The organism is Myroides phaeus, from assembly GCF_900099675.1.
GTDB lineage: Bacteria > Bacteroidota > Bacteroidia > Flavobacteriales > Flavobacteriaceae > Flavobacterium > Flavobacterium phaeum.
Genome location: NZ_FNDQ01000002.1, coordinates 121,167 through 142,267, shown reverse-complemented (window position 1 = coordinate 142,267; position 21,101 = coordinate 121,167). Strand labels below are relative to the sequence as shown.

Sequence of the window (21,101 nt, the reverse complement as noted above, 5' to 3'; positions counted from 1 at the left end):
ATTAAATAAAAAAAGCCATCCGAAGATGGCTTTCTTATTCACATTTGGACACTTATTTTTTAGCCCATATTAATTTTGAATTCATTTTGTCACCACCCATTCGAGCAGCAGCAGCATCTTTATTTGCTTTATTTACAAGATCTAAATCACTTGGATAAGTAATTCTCTCTGGTAAATCAGTTAAGTTTTCTAAAGGCACAAAAGTATAAGACGTTTCTCCATTAGGACCTTTTGCAATCAAATCATGTGTTTGACCTGGTAAAAGTAATGTTTTTGGATACTTTGTTCTTCTATACTCTGCCCAAGCCTCGTAAGGCTGTAAATAAAGAGCAATGTACTTTTGTGTTAAAACTGTCTCTTCACTTGCAGCAGGTAATGAACTCACATAGGTATCAATATCAGCTTGAGCTACGCCCCAACGCGCCATAGAAGCAGCAACACCTTTTCTATACTCTGCATCATCCCAGTTCTTATTTTCAGAAACCAAAAATGCAACCTCAGCATACTCCATTAACACTTCACCATAATCAGCTTTATAAACTGCTGCACCAAACTGAGAAGCAGCTCCTCTTTGTGATCCTGTAAAGTTATCTTGTAATCCGATAGGAAATCCTGTATAAAAACTTGCATCACGATCAACGTAGTTTCCAACCTCAACGCTTGGAGCACTTGTATCTTCAGGATCAGAGTAAAATAAAACTCTAACTTCATTTTCAACACCTGCGTCATCTTTTTTCAGATTAGTTTTAGGTGCAACCATTCTGAATAAACGTGGATCAACTTTTCCTGCAAAAACATTAGTCTCCCCTTTTAATAGTTCGACAAATGTATTAGTCGGTGCAAAATCATTACGATTATCAATAAATGCTGCTGTATAAAATGGTGCAGGATTTATCTTATCATTTTGAAACACTTGAATTACATTATCTTCATTTGATTCCATCACTCCACTTGCAATAGCCTCATTAATATGAACTTGAGCTTCTGGAATAACATTTTTTACACGATTAGCAATTTTTAACCTTAATGAATTTGCAAAACGTTTTAAAACAATTGGTCTTCTAAATAGGTTATCTCCACTTGAAAACACATTATTTGCTTGTAAATTCACAGATTCTGCAGCCTCTTTCAACTCTTTCATCAAATCTTTATAAATTTTTTCTTGAGGAGCAAACTTTGGAGTAGCTTTTTCATTATCAGTTCCAATTGTCATCCCTTCAAAATCAGGATCATCACTACCATAAGAATAGTAAGGAATATCTCCATAAATTTCTAAAGCTTGTAACTGAGCATACGCAATCATAACACGTGCTGCTGCTAATTGATTTTTAGGATCTCCATACGCAGCAATTTTTGCTTCATTTGCTGGATCTTCTAAAATATCAATAATTGTTTTATATTTCTTTACTGCTAAAAATATATCACGGTATAAACTATTATTTACACCAACTCTAAACTGATATCTATCTTCTGCAGTATAGTTTCTTTGTGCTGAATACTGTACCCAAGGTAATGCCATACGAGCAGAAGGAAACCCTCCTCTTGTATTAGTCATTAAAGCCTTGTTAGCTCCATTAAATATTCCCGTTGTACGAACTTCTGTAGGTTTATTTGGGTTTACATTTATGTCTTCTAAATCCTTATCACAACTTACTAAAGTAAGTACACAAGCAATGAAAGACAATTTATATATAAGCTTTTTCATAATACTCTTTAGAATTTAAATTTAACATTCATCCCATATGTTCTTGTAGAAGGTAAAGAAGCTCCTTCAATAGCTTGGATATTTCCACTTCCATATGAAGCCATTTCAGGATCCATACCTTTCCAAGCAAGATTCCAAGTAAATAAGTTACGACCGAACATAGAAATAGTAATTCCTTTAAAAGGTCCAACCCACTTAGTAGGTAAATCATATCCTAAAGATATCTCACGTAATTTCACATAGTCAGCATCAAAAATGTTCTGTGCATCAACTGTAGTTTGATGAGCTTTAGCCCAATCAATTGCATCTACAACTTTATCATTTTTAGTTCCATCTTCTTTAACTCCATCTAAAATCACACCTTTCTCACGGATCCCATCAACTGCAGTTTCTTCTAACATACCAGAGTACATTCCGAACATATGAGAAGTAGAATAATATTTACCTCCTTTTTGAATATCAAGTAAAACTCCTAAACGGAAATTTTTGTACTGGAAGCTGTTACGAATACCCATATTATAATCAGGCAAATATGAACCTAAAGCTTGTACTCCTGTTGATTTATATAAACCATTCGCTCCTACTACTTTATTACCATTTGCATCTCTTACATAATCTTTACCATAAATCTGTCCATAAGCCTCACCTACTTTTCCTTGCAAAGAAACATTAAATGGTGCTCTTGTTATTTCAACTGACTCAACTCCATCAGCTAATCTTGTTAACTCATTTTTATTTTTAGAGAAGTTCCAAGAAATATCCCATGAAAAATCAGGTGTTCTAATTGGAGCTAAATTAACTGTAGCCTCAAGCCCTTTGTTTTTCATATCTCCAGCATTCAACCATTTATAAGCAAATCCTGTAGCTGGGTCATACTGTACTCTTGTAATAAGATCCTTAGTGTCAATTTGGTAATAAGAAACTTCGAAACCTACTCTATTATTTAAGAATGCAGCCTCTAAACCAATTTCTTTAGTAGTCATCATCTCTGGCTTTAAGTCAGGATTGTTAGCCGTAGAACTTAATGAATACGTAGGAGAACCTAAGAAAGGCCCATCTAAATTAAAGTAATCATTTGTTCTATAAGCATCAGTATCATTACCTACTTGTGCCCATCCTAATCTTAATTTACCGAACGATAACCAATCAACTTCTGGTAATAAAGTTGAGAAAATAAATGTACCTGTTACAGAAGGATAAGTAACTGACTTCTTCACTGTAGAGAACCAATCCGTACGCGTTGTACCTTCTAAGAATAAGAATTCCTTATAGTTTAAGCTAACAGAACCAAACACACTGTTTGTTCTCATATGAGTTTTATCATTCGAAGATTGAGCAGGAGAATTACTATTGCTTAAATTATATAAGTTAGGTAAATCTAAACCTCCAACTGTAGTTCCATACAAATAATCTCTTCTTTTCTCACTTCTATTAACTCCAACGAAAGCGTTTAATCCAAAATCACCAAAATGATCATCATAATGCAAACGACCTTCATAGTTATACTCAGAAATATTACGTTTTAAAATACTATAACTTGAAGTAGCTTGAGAACCAACGGCAACTTGCTCTTCTACTGTAAAACTATAACGATCCCCATATACAGTACCTACTGCATATAATTTATCACTAAAGTTATAAGTCAACTTCACATTTCCATAAGTTCTATTACGAACATCTTGAGAAGTATTTTCATGAACTACCCAATAAGGGTTATCAGAATATGCAGGTCTTGCATCATTCCAATCATTTCTATTCCAAGATCTTTGATTGCCATTCTCTAATTTATAGTCTTGAAGCTTTTTAAAATCCAATTGTCTTTGAGACCATTGAAAGAATTTCTGAGCTACAGAATTATCTCCATACCCAACCTCAGGTCTATTAAATCCTTTAGTATAAACATAACTAATGTTTGTTTCCGCTTTTAACTTATCAGTTAACTGAGTAGAAGCATTTACAGTAAAGTTATTTTTCTGTAACTTAGAATTAGGAACAATACCTTCAGTAACATTATTACTAAAAGACATTCTAACATTACTATCTTTATAAGACTTACCTACAGCTACAGATTGATTATGCGTAATACCAGTTCTAAAGAAAGATCTTACATCATTTTTAGATTTAACCCAAGGTACTTCTTTCATATAGTCATTAGAAAATTCAGGATCGAAAGCATACCATGGTAAATACATTGTACCATCTAACTTAGGCCCCCAGCTTTCATCAGTAGAATATTCTGGGATATTATACATTTTCCCGTCAATCTCAACTTGAGACCACTCTGGAGAAGAACCACCTCCATAAGAGTTTTGCATTTTAGGCATAATGTTTACACTCTCAAAAGTAATTCCAGTGTTAACCTCAATATCTGTACGACCATTCTTCGCAGATTTAGTAGTATAAATGATTACACCATTACCCCCTCTATTTCCATATAAAGCAGAAGCAGGTCCTCCTTTTAATACAGTTACAGATTCGATTTCATCTGGATTTATATCTGCAGACGTATCACCATAGTCACGTCCACCAGCACCTCTTTGCATATTAGTATCCCCAAAGTTACTATTATCCAAAGGCACCCCATCAACAACGATTAAAGGTTGGTTGTTTCCTGTTACAGATTTAATACCACGTAAAACGATACGTGCAGAACCTCCCATTGAAGATGGAGAAGTCACTTGTAAACCAGCAACATTACCAGACAATGCATTTACTGCGTTTGTTTGTCCAGCTCCTGATAATTCATCTCCTTTAACTTCCTGAGAAGAATAACCAAGTTTCTTTTTGTCACGCTTAATACCCAAAGCTGTTACTACAACTTCATCAAGCATTTCTTCATCACTTGTCATTGCAACATTAAAAACTGATGCAGTACCGACAGTGTGTTTAACGTCTTTCATTCCCACAAAAGAAAAAACAAGAACATCACCTGTTTTCGCTTTAAGAGAATACTTCCCATCTAAATCAGTTTGTGTACCATTTGTAGTACCACTGATTACAACAGAAACCCCAGGAAGAGGAAGCCCCTCTTCGCTTACAACTCCGCTAAGAGTCTTTTCTTGTGCGAAACCAACCTGTACAAATAGGGTCAGAATACACATAAAGATCCAAGTAAACTTTGATTTCATTATTATTATTTTGATTAGTTAGTATAACAAATCTAACAAAAGATTTTAAATAACATTAACTTTTGAAAGTTTTTTTTAGCAATCACAATATACATAGTTCAATAATAAACCATAATATATATCAAAAAAACAACAATGCAGTGATAAATGTATAAAATACACAATACACAAAATCCTTGCAAACCCTTATAAACATTGATATTTCTAAAAAAAAACATAAAAAAAGCCAATGATGTGCATCATTGGCTTTTTTTTGTTTTAAGTCTTAACGTGTTCCTCCGGCCCACCATACATTTTCTGTATAAACATATGATCCATCTCCGTAAGCAGCTCTTACATTTGGATTATTCGATACGTCACTATTTCCATAAGGATAACGTTTCGGAAATAATTCAGGATTTCTATGTTTCAATTCTATCAAATTCTCACCCATTGCCTTCCATCTTCTAATATCATTAAAAGCTTCTATACTTTCTACTTCAAAGAAAGAAATATACTTTTCTTGTGCAATACGTTTTAAAAGATCTAAACCTGATAAACTAGCAGGAATATTTCTTACATAACCCGGATAAGTAAATGTTTGCTTTTTATTCAATCCAGCTTCAACTGCTAATTTTAGAGTTTCTACCGCATCAGCTGTTTTATTTAACCTTGCTTCAGCTTCAGCTTTAATAAAAAGTAACTCGTGGTAACTCATTAAATAGATAGCATTTCGAGCATTTCTATCATCATTATCTGTAAAATATGACAATCCTGATGGAGAATATAATGCTTGCCCAATCGCAACATCAGTTGAATGGTCAATTAATTTAATTTCCTTAGCTGCATCACCTTCACCTATTTTAACAAAATAATCATTTAATCGTGGATCTTGAGGATCAATTGAGCTCATTAAATCAAATAATGTTTTTGAAGAAGCTAAACCAGCGCGAGAGTCATAAAAATTATAAAAAGTATAATCAACCTTACCATTTTGATATCTAAAATCTTGTGCACTATTTTCAAAAGATAAAGCTACATTATCTAAAACTGCTTGATAATTAGGTTGAACAGCAGAAAGTCTCATTAAATACTTTGCCTTCAATCCATAAGCTGCTTTTTTCCAACTTTTTACATTTCCTCCTGAATAAATAATATCTTGATTTCCTAATGAACCATACTTACTTGTTTTATCAAGATTAGCAATACTTTCATCTAACAATCTAAATATCTCTTTATAAATATCTTCTTGTTTATCCAACTTAGCTTGTGGATTTTCCAAAGGCCTTAAAGCCTCAAAATAAGGAATATCACCAAACAAATCAGTCAAAATACCTAAATTAAATGCCGTCATAATTTGAGCTACACCTAAAGTATGATAATTTCCTGCCTCTTCCCCACCTTCTGAACACTTATTAATAATAATATGAAGGTTACGTAAATTTCTATAAAGTGAATTCCAGTTATTATTATATGTTGTATTGGCAATAGGTTCATTTAATCTAGCTTGCGCATTATGCATTTGGGCATGAGCCCCACCTAACAACTCTGTATAAACAGAAGCATAAAAGGCTAAATCACCTCCAATCCCATTATAAGCGGAACTATTCATAACATCTGTAATAATGTATTTAGATTCCATAAACTCTGGGTCGTTCTGATTTTTATTAATGTCATCCATTTTGTCTTCAGAACAAGACTGAAGTACAAAAGAAGATGCTACTAATCCTAATAAAATATATTTAATTCTTTTCATTTCTCTTAATTATTAAAATGTAACATTTACTGAGAAGCCTAAACTCTTAGCTTGTGGAATAGAATAATGCTCAAATCCACCACTCATATTATTATTTCCTTGAGAAGCCTCAGGATCTAAATTAGGCATCTTAGACCATAATAATAAATTTCTTGCAAATGCAGAAACTCGTAAGTTAATTTTATCCTTCCAAATGTTATTAAAAGAATAACCTAAACTAACATCACGCAATTTTACAAAACTCGCATCATAAACATTACTTTCAGTAATACTACTCATAACGTTCTCATACACTTGTCTACTGCTTGCATCTATCTCAATATCATTTTTAACGAAAGTACCATTTACTTCACGAACACCATCAAAAATGAAAGCTTGCTCTCTATCTCCTGTACTTGCTGCTGTTCCATATAGCTTCATTCCCATATTTGAACCACTATACATTTTTCCACCATTTTTCCACTCAACAGTAGCACTCATGTTCCAGTTCTTCCAACTTACACTTGTAGATCCTCCTAAAATAAACTTTGGAGCTACTTCTCCAATTGCTTTTGCATTACCTGCAATAGGCATACCTTTATCATTAACAATAATCTGACCTTCGTCATTTCTTACAAATGATTTTCCATAAATTACAGGGAAACGATCACCTGCTTGTGCTCTAATTTGAGGTTCAACAAAACCTCCTAAAGAAATATTCTCAACTCCCTCTTTCAATTCATCAACTTTTGAATCAACTTTTGAGAAGTTAGCATTTAAGTTCCATTTCCAATCAGTTGTTTGAACTACATTGAAAAATGCAGTAATCTCATGAGCTACTGTATGTAATTTACCTCCATTTGTTACTAATGAACTTGCTCCTGTAGATCCAGATAATGGCACAGGGAAGATTTGATCCTTAACATCTTGACGAGAGAAAGTATAATCTAAACCAACTCTATTATTAAAAAATCTAAAATCTGCTCCTAACTCCCATGATTTAGTATTCTGAGGTTTTAGATTTGGATCATAAATAGTAGGACTTGCAACATAAGACATTGCTCCATTTACAGGATATAAGACTGGGTTACTTGACCAAAAACCACCAGAATAACTTGGTGTATAGAAATAATTATTTAAGTAATCTCCAGCTTGACCAACTTCTGCATAAGAAGCTCTAACTTTTGCAAAACTTAAGCCCGACATTCCTTTTAACCCTTCTAGTTCAGTTACTACAAATCCTAACGACACAGAAGGATAAACAAAGTCTCTATTTCCTCTTGGCATAGATGATACAATATCTTTACGAATAGTACCATTTAAAAATAACATATCCTTATATGATAAACCTACATTTGAAAAGAAACCTACATTTCTCTTTTTTCTACGAGTTTCTTCTGAAGTTACGTCAACAGCGTTACTAATTGTAGCCCACCCTCCAAAATTGAAACGCGAACCATAATCATTGTAACCTTTATTATTAGTCTCATTTACTTCATTTCCAACCATAACATCTAAACGGAAATTATCTCCTAATAACATGTCATAATTAATTGTAAATAAAGAGTTCATAACAGTACTTGTAACTCCAAATAAATTAATATTTGCAGTAGATCCACTTAAATTATGACCAGTACCAAATTCATATACATTGCGATAATGAGTAGTATAATTATCCAATCCACCTTGATAACGAATAGTTAAGTTCTTAGAACCATCATGGCTAATTTCAGGTGAATAAGCAATATGAGCATTTCCAAAGAAACGACTTGTTTTTTCACTAAATTCATTATGTTCTGCAGCCCAATATGGATTGTTGAATGATCCATTTCTAAAGTGAACTTGTTCATATTCATTAGTAGGTGTAGCAAATGGAATACCTGCTTGATCATAACTTACTGGCGCTCCATAAATACCAGGTAAAACTGAGTTATTAGCAGCTGATGCTTTATAAATATCACTAGTTATATAATTACCCGAAAAACCTGTTGTCCATTCTTTATTTAACTTAGTTTCAGCAGCTAACTTAATAGTAGTACGTTTCATATCTGTACCTGGCATAATTCCATCTTGAGTAGTATTTCCTAAACCAAAAGAATAATTTGTTTTACCAGTATTTTGACTAATATTAAAATTATTTGTCAAAGTACGTCCTGTTCTAAAATAAGCATCAATATTATCATATACACCTGGCTCAACCCAAGGATCTAAACCTGCTTTTAATCTTTGAGGAACATAATACTTACCTGGTCTTAAAATACCTCCATTAAGTTTATTTGCTACATTACCACCATACACAGCGTCGTTTGGCAACTCAGAAATCTTCGGCCCCCAAGACATTGAACTCACTGGATCATATTTTCCGCCAGATCCTTGTGCATATTCTTTTTGTAAATTTGGTTTCTTAGATAACGTTTCAAAACTTGTAGTCGTACTAAAACTAATAACAGGCTTACCTTCTACTAAACCTTTACCACTTTTAGTAGTAATAACAACAACCCCGTTAGACGCGCGAATACCATACAATGCTGAGGCAGCTTGTCCTTTTAAGATATTGATAGTTTCAATATCACTAGGGTCAATATCAACTCCTCTGTTTGCAATATCTGCACCACTTGTACTGTTACCAGTAGAGAATGGAGCTGTTGATTCTACAGGCATTCCGTCGATAACGTATAATGGAGTGTTGTTTCCTGTAAAAGATCGTGCACCACGAATAACAATTTGAGAAGAAGCTCCAGGTGCTCCAGAAGACGGTGTAATTTGTACTCCCGCTAATTTACCTTGTAAAGCACTTGCTAAACTACTATTCTCAGTTTTGTTAATTTCTGAAGCTTTCAGCTCTTGAGTAGCATAACCTAAAGCCTTAGAACTTCTTTTAATCCCCATCGCAGTAACAACAACCTCCTCTAGTTGATTGTCATCAGCTTCCATAGAAACATTAAATACACTCGCCGTAGAAACTTTATGTTTAATGTCTTTCATTCCAATAAATGAAAACACTAAAACATCTCCTGTTTTAACATTGATTGAGTATTTACCGTCAAGATCTGTTTGAGTACCCTCTTGAGTACCTTGAATAATAACAGAAACCCCTGGCAATGGTAAACCATCTTCACTTACAACTCCCGTAAGTGTTTTGTTTTGAGCAAAACCTATTTGAGCTATAACAACAAATAAGAACGTCAAAAACCAATTAAGTCTTGATTTCATCATTTAAAAATTGATTAGTTAGTGGGACAAATCTAACAAATAAATTCAATTTTCAAAGCATTTTAAACCCTTACCAAAACAATTATAATAACGCATATGTAATAAAAACAATTAAAAACTTAAATTAAAATAAAATATTAACCACAAAATAATAAAAATACCAAAACAACATTTGAAAATTATCCAAAAAAAGACTAAAATTTAACACAAGAAATTTAAATAATTTTAATAAAAAGAATTGTTAAAAAAATAAATAATACAATAATAACAACCTATTTATCTAGTAACTTTTTTCAAGAAAACAAAGAGTATTATTCTTCTGAACGAAACCACTTACCAAATAATTTAATAATATAAAGAAGGTTATATCTTATACAAAAGCATTCATATAAGATGTATTATAACAATTATATTATTGCTAAAAAACTTAAAGAAAAAAGGAGCTGTCTTGCTAAGACAGCTCCTTTTCAGTTCTATTATGGTACTATAATAATTCCAGATTATTATTTTTAATATTTTAGTTATTATAAACAGGATTATTTAACATTTCATCTTGCGGAACCATAAAAGTCATCTTTGGATCATCAAAACTAAAATTAGCATTAGGAAAATAAATGTGGTTACTACCATATTTAAAATCTGCTTTATTACGTTTAATAGCAGCATAGGCTTTTCCCTCGCCCCATAACTCAATACGTATTTGCAATAAAATTTCGTCTTTTAAGTTACTACCACTTAAATTATCAACGAATGTTACATCTGCCATTCTTAGAGCTAAGAATTCTTTTAAAATTTCTTTGGCAGCTGCTTCTTGTCCAAGTCTTGCTTTTACTTCAGCATTTAACAAGTACATTTCTTCAACTCTCATAAATACATAATCAGATTCAATTATACGCTGTCCTCCAAAAAGCTTTCCTTTAGCAGAATAAAATTTATTTGCCGGAACATTATTCTCTTTTCCAATATTCATTGTTACTCCTGTAACATCTGTTACAACATTACTAACAAATTGCTGTTTACGAACATCTTTATCTGGTATTGCTTTATACAATTCTGTTGACATACCTTTTGTATCACCAACATATGCATAGCTATATGTATAAACATCCATCTGACCCCACCAAGAAACTAAATCTAAATTATTCTCCGAAGTCAAAACAGCACCCCACATCCAGTTAGGGTTGCTAGACATCTTATTAAATCCACCTAATAGTCCTTCTTTAGAAGCAAGAGGATAAGCACCACTTAAAATAATATCATCTGTTAATTTTGCGGCTTCGATTAAAGCATCATTTGTCCCTTTAGTAGCATAAACATAGGCAAGTATTCCTTTTGTAACTGAGTAATTCAAATTCTTTTCTTTTCCAACAGCACCAACTTCTTCAAACAGCCTCATTGAATCAGTCAAATCTGTAATCATAAATTCAAAAACTTCTTGAGTAGTCTTTGCTGATAAATTTTCCAATACAGGAGCCGGATAAATAGGAAGTAGTTTTTCATTTGCTTCATAGCCTTTTGTATACATAACAACAAGATTATAGTACATATACGCTCTTAAAGCTTTTGCTTCAGCTAAAACCTTTTTTTCCGTATTATTAATTTCTTTACCTTCATATCCGGCAATTATATTATTTGCACCACGTACCATATAATAATAAAACCTCCAAGGCTTATAATTTTCATGACTTGTAAAGTTTATTATATTTTGAAGATTTGAAATTTTATCATACCAACCATATGTAGAAGTATTTAAATTAACATCTCCAGCCAACATATCAGTATAAATATCATATCCTTTTTGTCCAAAATCATCATGCCCTGTTGTACCACCTGAAAACTCTTTAATATTGTATGTATAAAGTCCCTTTATAGTTGCTATTCCCAAATGAGGTGAGTTCTCAGAAATTTTATCTATATCAGATTTTGAAATAGTATCAGTTGCAGATAGTTCTAAGAAATCTTTTGAACAGGCCCCAAACATAAGTCCTACGCTTAAAGCTAATAATATTATTTTTTTCATGTTTTTTTCGATTAATTAGTAATTAAAATTTAACTTTTACTCCACCTGTAATAGTTGTCAAAGGAGCATACTGATAAGTTGAAGATTGTCCAAACTCAGATGTAGCAGGATTAAACCCATCTCTTTTGGTAAATAAAAATAAATTGTCACCAGATACATAAAAACTTAAATCGGCTAATCCTAATTGTTTTACAAATAGCTTTGGCAATGTGTATCCTAAACGAATATTATTAATACTTAAAAAATCTGACTTTGTTAAGAAACGAGTAGACACTCCATTTACACTTGCATCAACATTACTTGAAATACGAGGCACATCAGTAATATCTCCAGGTTTTTGCCATCTGTTATCAATGTCTTTATGCCAGTTATTTCCCCCTATTTTATCGTTATTCATTAAACTTGCATAAGCACTGTCATAAGCATAACCACCAACACTATATAGCATTTGCACAGATAGTTCCCATCCTTTATAGCCTGTATTAAGATTTATACCTCCTCTAAGTTTTGGAATAGCAGATTTACCAACATATTGTTGTGTACCTTTCGCATAATCAAAAGTTTTTTCCTTAGTTAACTGACCTTCTTTATCTGGATTATCTGCTAAGAAATCAGTTAATGAAGCAACATATTGCTTGTCTCCATTACCATCAATATAAGTATATGTATACCATTGTGCTCTTCCTGTCTCACTATCAACTCCAGCCCATTCTCTCATATAAAAATCAGCAATAGAGTGTCCTGATGAACGTCCATACAATCCATCAATATCAAGCACTTTTTCTTGTCCTGTAGAAGGATCAATTGGCATATTGATTAACTTGTTTTTTAAATACTCACCATTGATTGAAATATCAAAATAAGCGTCTTTAGTTTGCAATACGTGTCCAACTACATTAAATTCTACCCCTTGATTTCTCAATTTACCGTCATTCACTGTCATCATAGAATAACCAGCAGAAGGCCCTACTTTACGAGTAAAGATCAAATCATCTGTATCTTTTAAATAATAATCAACCGACACATCTAAATATTTCTTTAAACTAACTTCGATACCTGTCTGAAACATTTTTGATTTTTCCCAAGTTAAATCAGCATTTCCAACAACAGTTTCATAAATTGCTAAATCACCTCCATAGGTACCAACTTGCCACAAATTTTCACCTGGATGGTTACTTCCTACTCCTTGATCTCCAATTACACCATAACTTGTTTTTAATTTTAAATTACTAATCAAGTCCTGATTAAGCATAAACTCTTCTCTTGATGCAACCCAAGACAAACCAACTGACCCAAATGTTCCCCATTTATCATTTTTAAATCTTGAAGAACCATCACGTCTAATTGTTCCTGATAAGAAATACTTCCCAGCATAGTCATAGTTCAGTTGCCCGAAATAACTTTCAATAGCATATCTATTTTTGTACCCTGAAGAAGGACTTGAACTTGATCCATTATTAATCTCAGTACTATTTGGATCAGCCAAATTATTTTTACTTATATCATTATATCTTGATTCATAATAACTATTTTCATGAGCAGCAAGAACTTCAAAACCATGAGCGCCAAAAGATTTTTTATAACGTAATAACTTTAACCAGTTATAAGTAAAAAGTTCTGTTTTTACTTTAAAGATAGACCCTCCCATCGTAGCAGCAGAACCATAATATCTATTATTTAATCTATCTCTAGTATTATTATAATATTGTCCTCCCACATTAGTTTCAAATGTTAACCCTTCAGCAATACTTACAGTAAAAGCTGCATTAGCACTTACTTCATCTCTTGTACTTCTATCCTTTCCATAATTTGCATCACCAACAGCATTAGTTAAAGCACCAAAACCACGTCCTGCCCCATAATCATATTGATTTCCTCCGTAAATATCCTTAACAAAATTTCCTTCTTTATCACGTAAAAATAAAGGATAGATAGATGGAATATTATTGGTAAACCAGAATACACTCCCAGAATCACTTGACTGTCCGGCGTTATTACTTTGAGAATGAGTATAGCCAATATTCATCTTCGCATCTAGCCAATCTTTAGGTTTATGTTGCAAATTTAAACGAGCTGTTAATCTTTCATAATCAGAATTCACAGAATAACCCTCATCTTTTAAATACCCTAAAGAAGAAAAGTAAGATGTCTTATCAGCAGATCCCCCCATATTAACATTAGCTTCAATACGTCTTGAAGATTGAAAAGCATAGTCTCTCCAATTTTCAGGGCTATACTTTCTTGTTACACCGTCACGTACTTTTCCTGTAGCAGGATCAATCAATTCACCTCCATTTGCAACATTCCACATATTATATCGAGGATCTATACCATAACGTTGTCCAAACAAATTATTACCAGCCCAAACATTTGCTTGATCATCTGTTAAATGTTCTTTGACCTTACCATAGTTTGCAAGTCCTTCATAAGAATACTCAATATACTGCTCTGGAGAAGTTACAACATTATAATCAGGCAAAGCTCTCCAGTTAACACCTGTTTTCATATCCACTTCAATAAATGAACCTGAAGCTCCCTTACCTGTCTTAGTATTAATAATAACAACACCATTAGCACCACGTGCCCCATAAATTGCAGTTGCAGTAGCATCTTTAAGTACCGTCATAGAACCAATATCTGCAGGATTAATAGAACTAATGTTACCAAAGTATGGAACACCATCTACAATGTAAAGAGGACTTCTATTACCATTAACAGAACCAAATCCACGAATACGAACAGTAGGCTCAGCACCTGGCTGCCCTGTTGAAGCAATAACTCGTACACCTGCAGCCTCACCAGCTAACGCTGCTACAGCATTAGAGACATTCTTTTTTTCAATTTGTTTCGCTTCTACTTGTGATGCAGAACCAGTAAATGATTCTTTTGTAGCTGTACCATATCCAACTACAATTACTTCATCTAACATATTGTCTTCAGCAATCATAGTTACGTTATGAATAGGTGTCCCACCTACTTTATACGTAACGTCATTCATCCCTATAAACGAAAACACAAGAACATCTCCTGTCTTAACATTTAAAGAATACTTACCATCCAAGTCTGTTTGCGTTCCTTCTTGAGTACCTTGAATTACAATCGATACACCTGGCAATGGTAGCCCATCCTCACTCACAACTCCTGTAAGTGTTTTGTTTTGAGCAAATCCTACTTGCATACTTATTACAAATAGAATAGTCAAAAACCAATTAAGTCTAGATTTCATCATATAAATTGATTAGTTTGTAAAAACTGATAAACAGAAAAAACTATACCAATAAATCCACAACAAGTAAAACCAAATAGTTAAATCACAATATATAAACGAATAAAAACATATACATTAAAACAATAAAATCAATTATTTGTTTAAAAATTAAACAAATAGCAACGACACAAAGCTTAAATATATCTTAATAATCAAAATAGTTAAATTATTAAGCAAAATTAAAATACAAAACCCAAAATACGCCATATAAATCTTATTATACAGAATTTATTCAAAATAAGAGAATAAATAAGAGGCTATAAACTTTATATAATCGCATACTGAACCTTATTTATAATTGTTATAATTATTGGAGAGCTCATTAATATTTAATAAAAATGCCAAAAGCTTCTTAATAAAGCTAAGCAAATTCACATATTAGAAGTGATAATAGTTTGAACATATTAAAAGGGATACCTAAACGAATTTATTTAAAATATAATCCAAAAAAATCCCCTTGCAATAGACTGAGTCTACCACAAGGGGATATATAATTATATGATTTTCTAAATTATATTATAACCTAGTAACCTTTATTTTGATCAATACCTGTTACATTGATTTCCTTTTGAGGAATTGGAAGTGCTAATAAATAACTTCCGTAAGGAATAGTTCCACCTTTAACCTCTGTATTAGTTACAATACCAGGATTAGACACAGATCCTTTCCAACGCATTACATCCTCAAAGTTAAATCCTTCAAACATCAACTCTTTTGTACGCTCAGAACGAATTGTTTTTAAATCTAATGCTTTGAAGATTTGATCATCTTGTTTTTCATCAATCAAATAACGTTTTGCTGCAATTTCATTAACATAAGCCAATGCTTTTGCTTTGTCTCCATTACTTGCTTCTAAAGCTGCTTCTGCGTAATTCAACATAATCTCTTCAATACGCATAATTCTAATGTTAGATGTACGAGCTGTATATTTTTTCATATTACGTAAATTCTTATCACTCGTAACGTCTTCTTCCATTACTGTTCTACGAATATCTTCAACTTTTTTACCTGCCGCAACAGTTTTAGCATCGAAAATTTCATCTACTTTATCAGGCATACAGATTAAGTCACCATACCCTAAAGTACCATCTGTGAAATATACATAGAATAAACTCGCAGTAAATTGGTTATCACTTCCTGTTTGAGTCAACTCAAACAGTGAGTTTGTCATAACCTCTTCACTTTTATATCCGTCGATAAATCCAGCACGTGTTGCAACTTGTCTTTTTGAACTATCAATTGCTTTTTCAGAAGCTGTAATTACAACATCGTAATAACTTTTATCAAACTGAGAAGCAAATAAGGCAATACGTGATTTAAAACCGTAAGCTGATGCTAAATTAATACGTGCACGAACAGAAGATGTAGCTTCTCCTACTTTAGGAGCACTTTCCTCTAATAAAGCAATTCCTTTTTCTAAATCAGCAAAGATCAAATCTAAATTCTCTTTAACTGTCAAACGTGCAATTGCTTCGTTAGCATCTCTAGTAGTCGTCTTATATGGAACACCCATTCCAACTAACCCCTTACCATCAACATATTGTTGACCGTAAATTCTAACTAAATCAAAATGTCCTAAAGCTCTAAGAATATAAGCTTGACCTTTATAATAGTTAACTTTATTACCATCAACTTGATTAGCTTCAATTACTCTATTTGCGTTTGTAATTGTTTTGTAAATCTGTTTCCAAGTATCTACAGAATAATTATGTGTCGGCTGAACAGTACCTTCAGAAATTGAACCAAAACGCCCTGTTGCATTTGTAGAGTACATATATTCAGATCTTGCTTCAGAAAAAGCAATAATGTCTCTTCCATAATAAGCTGAATTAGTCATACGTGCATACGCACCGTTCAACGTCGCTAATAACTGTTCTGAAGAAGTAATTGGTTCCTCACCATCTTGGTAATTAGACTGCTTTGGATCTAACGAACAAGAAGTAAAAGATGTTACTCCAAGCGTAAGAAAACCAGCAATATATAATATTCTAAATAATCTTTTCATTTCTTAAAATTTAACGTTTAAAGTAAACACTACTGATTTTAATGGAGGAGTAGCTAACTCAATATAACCAGAAGAATCAACCTCTGGATCCCATTTCAATCTACTGTCTTTTACCCATACAAATGGATTCATCGCTGCCATAGAAATATTAATAGCATCAACTCCGATAGACTTAACAGCTTGTTTGCTTAAATTATAACCAAATGTTACTTGTCTCAATCTAATATGATCTCCTTTATACAACCATCTTGTACTTGGTGAAGTATATTTAGAAGAACTTGCTGTACTTAATTTAGGAACATCTGTAATGTCTCCAGGCTTTTGCCATCTATCCATTAACTCAGTTGTACCATTGTAAGTATAAATAGATGTTTTTGCATTAGAATTAGTAAAACCTGACCATGAATCATATACAGAATATCCTGTAGCAAATGAGAATAAAGCATCTAAATAGAATCCTTTAAAATCAACGTGAGTATTGAAACCTCCAGTAACTTTAGGTAAAGCACTTGTATTTTGGAAACGTTTTTCAGCATTAGAATAAACAGCTGTTGTGTTACCATCTGCAGCATACCATAAAGCACTTCCTGTTTGAGGATCTACTCCAGCATATTCAGGTAAATACCAAGTAGCATAAGGCTTTCCTTCTACTGTACCTGTGAAACTTGATAATACTTCTAAACGCTCTCCTTTAACAATAGGCATACGCGTTACTTCATTCTTAACTGTACCAACGTTTGCACCAACAGACCAATTAAAATCATCTCCTCTGAAAATATCAACATTTAATTCAGCCTCAAAACCAGTGTTTGTTAAATCTCCAATATTAGTCCATTGTGAATCATAACCAGAAGTTAGAGATAATGGCACTGCATATAATAAGTCTTTACTCTTACTTTTGTAGTAAGTTAAACTACCAGATAATCTATTATTAAAGAAACCGAATTCAACACCTGCGTCAAATTTCTCTTGTTTCTCCCATCCTAATGGTCCTCCGTAACGAGAAGACAATAAAGCTGATTCATTATTATAAGTACCTGCTTCCATTTGTTGCATAAACAAGTTAGGGCTAATAGAAGAGTTACCTGTTGTCCCGTAAGATGCTCTTAAACGCAATAAACTTACAGCAAAAGCATTCTGCATAAATGTTTCTGAACTAATGTTCCAAGCCCCACCTACTGCATAGAAATTACCCCATCTGTCATCTTCAGAAAATCTTGAAGAACCTTCTCTACGGAAAGTAACATCTAATAAATAACGGTTTTGGTAATCATAGTTTAACATACCTAAATAACTAAACTGTGACCAGTCATAAAAGTTACCATATGCACTGTAATTAGCAGCAGCAGTACCTAAACTGTTCATTCCCGGAGGAAGAACCTCACCACGGCCTTCTAATTCGTTCAGTTTATTTTTTTGATACTCTACTAACGCTTTTACATTAAAACGGTGAGAATCTCCTAAATAAAATCTATAGTCTAAAGAGTTTTGCCAAACGTAGTTGAAAATTCTTCTTTCATTTTGACTTGAAGAACCTTTATAAGCTAACCCATCTCCATGTACTGGATTTGCAAACATTTTGTAATTAGCTAAAGTATAATCTAAACCAATTTTAGACTCAAATTTTAAGTTATCTAAAATTTTATACCCTAAACTATTGTTTGAAATAACACGTGTAACATCATTCTCATTTACATTATTTGCCATAGTGTAAATTGAGTTATGAAGACCTGCTGATGTATTTAAATTTGGTGTTCCATCTGCATTATAAATTGCTGTCCATGGACTCATAAACATACCAGTTAAGTTAGGGTTAGAAAAATAAGCCCCTCCTTCTGGAATACCATTTTGTTTAATATTAGAAACATTTGCACCAACCGTTAAATCAAGTTTTTCATTTAATTTACGATTCATAGTAAATGATCCTGTTACTTTTCTAAAGTCAGTACCGATAACAACACCTTCATATTTATCGTGTCCTAAACTTGCGTAATAAGAACCTCTATCATCTCCTCCATTAACACCTAAGCTAATTGAAGACATAATTGCATTTTTATTTTGTACTGCATCTCTCCAGTCATAATTTTGAGATCCATTAGCAACCCATTGAGATAATGCATTCTTTGGCCCGTAACCATCTTCACTAATATACCAATCAAAAGCTTCTTCCTTAGTAAATCCTTCTTTTGCTCCATAAGTATTATAATTAGCCTCTAACCATAATTCTTTTTTCTGTTCACCAGTTAAAAATTTAGGTCCTTTACGAGCAAAATTTTGAATACCTATAGATGATTTAAAAGTATAAGAAGGTTCTCCTCTTTTACCTTTTTTCGTAGTAATTAAGATTACTCCATTACCACCACGTGCACCATAAGCAGCAGTAGCAGCAGCATCTTTTAATACAGTCATTGATTCAATATCATCACTGTTAATTCCAGATAATGCAGATAAACTTGTTCCTTTAGAATCTCCTGATAAGTTATCAGTGATAATAGGCATTCCATCAATCACATATAATGGTTCGTTCGTCGCAGACATAGAGTTACGACCACGAATTCTAATATTTTGTTGCGCTCCTGGTGAACCAGAAGTTGTAGCAATTTGAAGTCCTGCTACACGCCCTTGTAAAGCTTGGTCAACAGATGCTACTGGAGTTTGAGCTACTACATCTCCTTTAACAGCAACAACGTTTCCTGTAACTTCATTTTTAGTTTTAGTTTGACCGTAAGCCAATACTACAACCTCTTCTAACATTTCTTCATCTGATTTCATAACAACATTATGAGTAGTAGAAGCTCCTACCTTATACTCAACATCTGCCATTCCAATAAATGAGAATGTTACAATTTGTCCTTGTTTTACAACAATGGAATATTTTCCATCGAAATCTGTTTGTAACCCATCTTGTGTTCCTTTAATTACAACAGTAACCCCTGGTAAAGGAAAATCACCGTCAGTAACAACACCAGATAGTGTTTTCGTTTGTGCAAAAGAAATCTGCACAAATAGCACTAAGATTAGTGCTAAAGTCCACTTAAACTTTGATATCATTATTAAATTGAATTAGTTAGTACACAAACTTAAAAAAGTAATCTAAAAACTAACAAACCCTTATGTTTATTAACTTTAAGGAGCTTTTCAAAGCATAACTAAATACCAACTAAAACACAAATAATGACAAATAAATACACTTTACTCATTATTCTCATTATAAAGAAAAGAATTCGTTAATTGAGAAGATTAATTTTTTCTAAACAAAAAAAATCTCATGTTGTAATTTTTAACATTAAGATAAAAAAAACTAAAACAACCTTTAACTTTAACAACAAAAGCTTCTAATACGCTTACATAACATTTCATAAAGACTTTTATCTTTGCTACTCCAAATCATAAATATGTTATTAAAGAATTTTTCTGGACTTATACTTGAAGCCGGAACTGACGAAGCTGGCCGTGGATGTATTGCAGGTCCCGTTACAGCTGCTGCTGTTATATTACCAAAGGATTTTGAGAATGAATTTGTAAATGACTCTAAAAAAATCACAGCTAAACTTCGCTATTCTCTTAGAGAGCTGATTGAAGAAAAAGCACTTACTTATAAAGTAACACATATTTCTGAAGCGATTATTGAAGATCTAAATATTTTACACGCTTCAATTAAAGGAATGCAAGATTCTGTATTGGCATTAGATCCACAACCCGAGTTCTTAATTGTAGATGGAAATAAGTTTACGGCTATTCCAAATATTCCTCACGAAACAATTGTTAAAGGAGATATGAAGTATCTAAGTTTGGCTGCTGCCTCTATTCTTGCTAAAACATATAGAGACGATTATATGGATAAAATACACGAAGAATTTCCAATGTACAATTGGAAAAAGAATAAAGGATACCCTACAAAAGAACACAGAGACGCTATTAGAAAATATGGTCCTTGTAAGTATCATAGAATGTCTTTTAAACTTCTACCTGAACAATTAAAATTAGATTTATAAAAGCTTCGTTAAGACCAAATTCGACATTCCTTCGACATTTCTCCCACATTCCT

Annotated in this window: 9 protein-coding genes; 1 reads left to right on the top strand and 8 read right to left on the bottom strand. The window is 32.7% G+C overall.

Translation table 11 applies throughout. The annotated features are described in order from the left end of the window. Positions 1 to 52: 52 nt before the first annotated feature. The 8 genes from BLT46_RS01590 to BLT46_RS01555 all read right to left on the bottom strand — a co-directional run bounded on the left by BLT46_RS01590 (position 53) and on the right by BLT46_RS01555 (position 20,104). Entirely contained in the window at positions 53 to 1,705 is a 1,653-nt protein-coding gene (locus tag BLT46_RS01590) for a SusD/RagB family nutrient-binding outer membrane lipoprotein (RefSeq protein ID WP_090405160.1), read from the bottom strand. 8 nt (positions 1,706 to 1,713) lie between these two features. Next, entirely contained in the window at positions 1,714 to 4,833 is a 3,120-nt protein-coding gene (locus BLT46_RS01585) for a SusC/RagA family TonB-linked outer membrane protein (protein WP_090405157.1), read from the bottom strand. Positions 4,834 to 5,098: 265 nt separating this feature from the next. Beyond that, complete coding sequence (locus BLT46_RS01580) at positions 5,099 to 6,568, bottom strand: SusD/RagB family nutrient-binding outer membrane lipoprotein (RefSeq protein ID WP_090405154.1); 1,470 nt, start codon at positions 6,566 to 6,568, stop codon at positions 5,099 to 5,101. A 12-nt stretch (positions 6,569 to 6,580) separates the two neighbouring features. After that, positions 6,581 to 9,763, bottom strand: a complete 3,183-nt coding sequence (locus tag BLT46_RS01575; RefSeq protein WP_245722919.1) for a SusC/RagA family TonB-linked outer membrane protein — start codon at positions 9,761 to 9,763, stop codon at positions 6,581 to 6,583. 514 nt (positions 9,764 to 10,277) lie between these two features. After that, positions 10,278 to 11,780, bottom strand: coding sequence for a RagB/SusD family nutrient uptake outer membrane protein (locus BLT46_RS01570; RefSeq protein ID WP_090405151.1), 1,503 nt, complete (start codon positions 11,778 to 11,780; stop codon positions 10,278 to 10,280). Positions 11,781 to 11,802: 22 nt separating this feature from the next. Next, positions 11,803 to 15,009, bottom strand: a complete 3,207-nt coding sequence (locus BLT46_RS01565) for a SusC/RagA family TonB-linked outer membrane protein (RefSeq protein WP_090405149.1) — start codon at positions 15,007 to 15,009, stop codon at positions 11,803 to 11,805. A gap of 562 nt (positions 15,010 to 15,571) precedes the next feature. Next, positions 15,572 to 17,053, bottom strand: a complete 1,482-nt coding sequence (locus BLT46_RS01560) for a RagB/SusD family nutrient uptake outer membrane protein (RefSeq protein WP_090405146.1) — start codon at positions 17,051 to 17,053, stop codon at positions 15,572 to 15,574. 3 nt (positions 17,054 to 17,056) lie between these two features. Further along, positions 17,057 to 20,104, bottom strand: a complete 3,048-nt coding sequence (locus BLT46_RS01555; RefSeq protein ID WP_090405142.1) for a SusC/RagA family TonB-linked outer membrane protein — start codon at positions 20,102 to 20,104, stop codon at positions 17,057 to 17,059. A 344-nt stretch (positions 20,105 to 20,448) separates the two neighbouring features. Here BLT46_RS01555 and BLT46_RS01550 point away from each other — a divergent pair, with 344 nt between their 5' ends. Continuing rightward, complete coding sequence (locus BLT46_RS01550) at positions 20,449 to 21,048, top strand: ribonuclease HII (RefSeq protein WP_090405139.1); 600 nt, start codon at positions 20,449 to 20,451, stop codon at positions 21,046 to 21,048. Positions 21,049 to 21,101: the final 53 nt, after the last annotated feature.

Bases quoted from the DNA above. Each gene is read 5' to 3' on its own strand.
- BLT46_RS01565 (WP_090405149.1), bottom strand. From the start codon at position 15,009: ATGATGAAATCTAGACTTAATTGGTTTTTGACTATTCTATTTGTAATA.
- BLT46_RS01575 (WP_245722919.1), bottom strand. From the start codon at position 9,763: ATGATGAAATCAAGACTTAATTGGTTTTTGACGTTCTTATTTGTTGTT.
- BLT46_RS01570 (WP_090405151.1), bottom strand. From the start codon at position 11,780: ATGAAAAAAATAATATTATTAGCTTTAAGCGTAGGACTTATGTTTGGG.
- BLT46_RS01560 (WP_090405146.1), bottom strand. From the start codon at position 17,053: ATGAAAAGATTATTTAGAATATTATATATTGCTGGTTTTCTTACGCTT.
- BLT46_RS01585 (WP_090405157.1), bottom strand. From the start codon at position 4,833: ATGAAATCAAAGTTTACTTGGATCTTTATGTGTATTCTGACCCTATTT.
- BLT46_RS01555 (WP_090405142.1), bottom strand. From the start codon at position 20,104: ATGATATCAAAGTTTAAGTGGACTTTAGCACTAATCTTAGTGCTATTT.
- BLT46_RS01590 (WP_090405160.1), bottom strand. From the start codon at position 1,705: ATGAAAAAGCTTATATATAAATTGTCTTTCATTGCTTGTGTACTTACT.
- BLT46_RS01550 (WP_090405139.1), top strand. From the start codon at position 20,449: ATGTTATTAAAGAATTTTTCTGGACTTATACTTGAAGCCGGAACTGAC.
- BLT46_RS01580 (WP_090405154.1), bottom strand. From the start codon at position 6,568: ATGAAAAGAATTAAATATATTTTATTAGGATTAGTAGCATCTTCTTTT.